Genomic DNA, 4,919 nt, shown 5'->3' with positions numbered 1-4,919 from the left:
GTCGGTAGAGCACTTGACTTTTAATCAAGTTGTCCGGGGTTCGAATCCCCGATGCCTCATTAACCAAGGAAGAAAATGATTCGAACCCCGTGGGTTCAGAATCCCCGATGCCTCATTAACCAGGGAAGAAAATGATTCGAACCCCGTGGGTTCAGAATCCCCGATGCCTCATTAATCAGGGAAAAAAGAAAAAAGCATGAAAGTGCTTTTTTTTCATGTAAAGGTATAAATGGAATACAATTCCATATGGAATAAGCAGACGATGAAAAATAAGCGGTTGAAAGAAATACGGTTTGCGTTTGCACAGTCAGTGCCAGTTATGTTGGGCTATTTGTTTTTAGGGATTGCCTTTGGCCTGATGCTGCAGAATGCAGGATATAACTTTTGGTGGGCATTTTTTTGCAGTGTAGTTATTTATGCAGGCAGCATGCAGTTTGTCTTGGTAACGCTGCTTACCAGCGGAGCCAGCCTGCTCTATGCGGCTGCCATGACAGTGTTTGTAAATGGACGGCATATATTTTATGGACTTTCCTTTATTGAAAAGTTTCGAGGCATGGGGAAAAAGTACCCTTATATGGTGTTTTCCCTGACGGATGAAACTTATTCTGTGTTATGTGGATTGAAAACACCTCAGGGACTGGACGAAAAAAACATTTCCTTTTTTATTGCCTTGTTTGATCAATTATATTGGATAACAGGATCGGTGCTGGGAGCTGTTATCGGTCAGCTGATCACCTTTGATACTACCGGTGTTGATTTTTCCATGACAGCTTTGTTTGTAGTCATTGTATTAAATCAATGGATGGACAGCAAGGAACATAGACCGGCGATCATAGGGGGCATGATTGGAGTTATCTGCCTGATTTTGCTGGGAGCGGAAAGTTTTTTGCTGCCAGCATTGACCTTGACGGCGATAATATTATTGGGAGTCAGGAAAAAATGGAACATTCATTAGCAATTATCGGTGTAGTTGCGCTTTGCACAGTGCTGATCAGGGCCTTGCCCTTCTGGATATTGGGAGGAAAAAAGGAAGTGCCGTCAACGGTGCAGTACCTGGGAAAGGTGCTGCCTCCTGCCATTATGGCAATTCTTGTTGTTTACTGTCTGAAAAACATCAATTTGCTGGAGGGAAGCAGAGGTTTGCCTGAATTTTTGGCTGTTGCGTTGGTGGCTGTCCTTCATCTGTGGAAAAAGAATACTCTGCTGAGTATTGGAGCTGGAACGGTTTTTTATATGATACTGGTTCAGGCAGTATTTTGAGAGTAGCACAAAAGGTTGATTTTTAGCCTTTTAGTGCTATTTTTTTTCCTTATAAAATGGTATAATGAATTGAATTTCAATATAATAATTTTACATACGCGGGATGTATGGGAGAATCGTCATGAGCCAGACAAAAATAGAGAATCAAAAGCAGGCGCAGAAAAGCACGGCACGGACGCAGGAAGAGGAAGCGCTCCAGCAGAAAACGGAAACATTGCAGCAGAACGCAGAGGCACAAAAACAAACAGGAAAGGCATCCGGAAAGAAAAAGAAAAAAAGACGACGCATAGCTGCTTTTGCGGTCAGCGTTTTGCTTGCATTGCTTTTTCTGGCATATGGGGGAACTGCCATATATTATCAGTCGCATTTTTTGCCAAATACGTATATTAACCAGATAAACTGCAGTAATTTAGATGCGGCCCAGGCTGCTTTACTGTTGGACGGGCAGGCGCAAAGCTACGCATTGGAGGTGGCCGGAAGGAGCAAAACGGAAGGCCAGCAGGAGGTTTTAGGCGTAATTGAAGCTCAGGATATTGGGTTTACGTCACAGGGCACCGAGGAAGCCTTACAGACGCTCTTAACCCAGCAGAATTCCTTGCTTTGGATACAGGCGGTGCTGGGAGGAAAAGCGTACCGCCATGATTTGGCCGGAAGCTATACCTTTGAGGAGGAGCTTTTAGAGGAAACGCTAAAGGGCTGGGAGGCATTTCAGGAGAAGAACATGACAGCGCCCCAGGATGCGTATATCAGTGAATATTCTGAGAAGGGCTATGAAATTATACCGGAAACAGCAGGCACACTGTTTGATTCTGCCGCTGCTGTAAAAAGCATTTCGGAGGCTGTTGCGGCTGGGGAAAATGCTGTTTCATTAGAGGAGACGGGCTGTTATGTGGAGGCTTCGGTGAAAGCAGAGGATGCGCAGCTTACGGAAGCCTGCAGTACAATGAACACATGGGTAAGCACCTGCATTACCTATGATTGGAATGGTACTCAGATTGTTGTGGACGGGGAGCAGATTCATGAGTGGATATCCTTGGATGGGGAAGAGCCTGTGCTGGATGAAGAGGCGGTGAAGGAGGTTGTTGCTGACACCGCAAGAGAATTGGACACTTATGGCAAAAACAGAAAATTTACAACGGCCTTGGGGACGGAGCTGACGCTGCCAAGCGGCGGATATGGCTGGAGGACGGACAGAGAGGGGTAAAGTCAGGAGCTGATTCAGGTGATTTATCAGGGAAGTGTGCTGGAGAAAGAGCCTTTGTATACCAGCAGGGGGGCGAACAAGGGGAGCGATGATATTGGGGATTCCTATGTGGAAATTGATTTGTCCAATCAGCATTTGTACTTGTTTTGGGAAGGCGAAATTGTTTTGGAATCGGACTTTGTATCTGGTGACATGACAAGAAGCGGCAGGATGACTCCTCCGGGCGTGTTTGGCCTCACTTATAAAACGCGAAACGCTGTGCTGCGGGGCGAGGATTATGAAACTCCTGTTAATTACTGGATGCCATTTAACGGAAATATCGGTATGCACGATGCCACCTGGCGCAGCAGCTTCGGGGGAAGCATTTATATCACAAACGGTTCCCATGGCTGTGTCAACCTTCCATTGGACAAGGCGGCACAAATTTATGAGTATGTATCTACAGGGTTTCCTGTGATATGCTATTATTATTAAGTCCTTTATGTGGGAGCGCATTTGTGTAACCAGAAAGCAGGAAGGAGGAATGCAATGGCGGAGAGATTTTTGGGGCGGCGTTCCCAAAAAAGAGCAGAGGCATGGAAAAGACATTTTGAACGCCACAGAAAGCTGCACAGACAGCTTAGGGCTGCGGCTGGAGATATTTTAAGATCCCCCAATTTTAATTCCACCAAGCGGTATATTCAGCATGGAAATATGACGGTGAATGCACATAGCGTGAATGTTGCAAGATACAGCATTGCCATTAGTGAGCGGCTTGGGATTGCCTGCAGACAGGAAGAAATGATTCGGGGAGCTTTGCTGCACGACTATTTTTTATATGATTGGCATAAAAAGGATTCTCAAAATCCTCACAGACTACACGGGTTTTACCATCCGGGGCGGGCCCTTGCCAATGCGTCAAGGGAGTATTCCTTAACACCCAGGGAAAAGGATATTATCAAGAAGCATATGTGGCCGCTCACAGTGGTGCCTCCCATGTGCCGCGAAGCGTGGATTGTGACGGCGGCGGACAAATGGTGTTCCCTGCTGGAAACCTTTGGTCTGCACAGAGGCCATGGCGCAGCTTTGGAAATTCTGCAAGGACCAGGGAAAGACTGTCAGGAAGAGAGCGGCGGATAATTGGGACAATTATATCGGAAATTAGAGGAATATGGAAAAAACGGGAATTACCCCTATCACATGCCAGGGCACAAGAGGCGCCAGATGGGAGACCTGCCAGGGGAAATCGTGAAGATAGATATAACGGAAATAGGCGACTTTGATAATCTTCATGATCCAAGAGGAATTCTGAAAACGCTGCAGGAGAGGGCGGCAGTGTTGTATGGGGCGGAGGAAAGCTTTTATCTGGTCAATGGGAGCACCTGTGGTATATTAAGCGCCGTCAGCGCTGCAGTCCCGCAAGGCGGTCATATTCTTATGGCGCGTAATTGTCATAAGTCTGCTTATCACGCGGCGTATCTGCGAAACCTGAAAATTTCTTACCTGTATCCCAGCCTGCTTCCTGGATATGACATCTATGACGCAGTGAGCCCTAGACAGGTAGAAGAAGGGCTGGAGCGGAATTCCCAGGTATCAGCGGTGCTTTTGGTGTCGCCCACATATGAAGGCAGAATAGCGGATGTGAAAACAATCGCGGAAATTGTTCACAAGAGAGGAATTCCCTTGATTGTGGATGAGGCTCACGGCGCGCATCTGGGATTTTCGGAGTATTTTGCCCCCAACAGCTGCAGCTGTGGGGCTGATCTTGTGATTCACAGCGTACATAAAACACTGCCTGCTCTGACGCAGTCGGCGCTTCTTCATGTAAATGGAAGCAGAATAGACAGGGATAAGCTCAGAAGATTTCTGCATATTTACCAGTCCAGCAGCCCATCCTATGTACTGCTGGCGGGCATAGACGACGCCCTGGAAATTGTGGAACGGGAAGGCAGAGAGCTTTTCAGGAAATTTGCACGTCAATATTTTCAAATGGAGGAAAGGCTTTCCCAGTGCAGATGTCTGCAGTGGATATCTGCAAAAGGGGATGGCAGACAGGATATAGGAAAGCTGGTTATCTCAACCAGGAAAACAGAATTGTCGGGACAGGATTTATATGATATTCTGATACAAAAATATAATTTGCAGCTTGAAATGGCGGAAGGAAATTATTGTCTGGCCATGTTTACGGCGGCGGACCCAGCAGAAGCCTATGAGCGTATGACGGCGGCGTTACTTGAGATAGACAGCCAGCTGGCGGCAGCGTATGGGCCGGAAGAGACTAGGCCGCCGGAGGAGTATGGCTCATCGGCAGAGTATAGACCGCCGGGGGAGAGCGGCCTGCCGGAAAACAGCGGCGGGGTGATTCCCCTGACCAGGGCGTGGGACATGAAGGCGAAGCTGATTCCTTTAGAAGCGTCCCGGGGAAAAGCAGCGGCAGAGTTTATCAATCTGTTTCCACCAGGGATTCCTATACTTG

The 4,919-nt window shown here is 47.3% G+C and carries 6 protein-coding genes; all 6 read left to right on the top strand.

Annotated features, from left to right (window positions below):
• The first annotated feature begins 262 nt into the window (after positions 1-262).
• Positions 263-955 (top strand): AzlC family ABC transporter permease, encoded by a 693-nt coding sequence (locus AC1WIP_RS11190; protein WP_481141901.1) that lies wholly within the window; start codon positions 263-265, stop codon positions 953-955.
• On the top strand, positions 940-1,260 hold the full coding sequence (locus AC1WIP_RS11185) for a branched-chain amino acid transporter permease (RefSeq protein WP_481141900.1): 321 nt from the start codon (positions 940-942) through the stop codon (positions 1,258-1,260). Before AC1WIP_RS11190 ends, AC1WIP_RS11185 begins: the two co-directional genes overlap by 16 nt.
• Positions 1,261-1,381: 121 nt before the next feature.
• Complete coding sequence (locus AC1WIP_RS11180) at positions 1,382-2,464, top strand: peptidoglycan binding domain-containing protein (protein ID WP_481141899.1); 1,083 nt, start codon at positions 1,382-1,384, stop codon at positions 2,462-2,464.
• 18 nt (positions 2,465-2,482) lie between these two features.
• Positions 2,483-2,938 (top strand): L,D-transpeptidase, encoded by a 456-nt coding sequence (locus tag AC1WIP_RS11175; RefSeq protein WP_481141898.1) that lies wholly within the window; start codon positions 2,483-2,485, stop codon positions 2,936-2,938.
• A 54-nt stretch (positions 2,939-2,992) separates the two neighbouring features.
• Positions 2,993-3,583 (top strand): HD domain-containing protein, encoded by a 591-nt coding sequence (locus tag AC1WIP_RS11170; RefSeq protein WP_481141897.1) that lies wholly within the window; start codon positions 2,993-2,995, stop codon positions 3,581-3,583.
• Between the two features lie 60 nt (positions 3,584-3,643).
• The coding region (locus AC1WIP_RS11165) for an aminotransferase class I/II-fold pyridoxal phosphate-dependent enzyme (protein ID WP_481141902.1) at positions 3,644-4,919 on the top strand (1,276 nt) is incomplete at its 3' end.

Source organism: Acetatifactor sp., from assembly GCF_982438285.1.
Note: the sequence above shows the minus strand (reverse complement) of the source record. Positions and strands in the feature narration are given on the sequence as shown.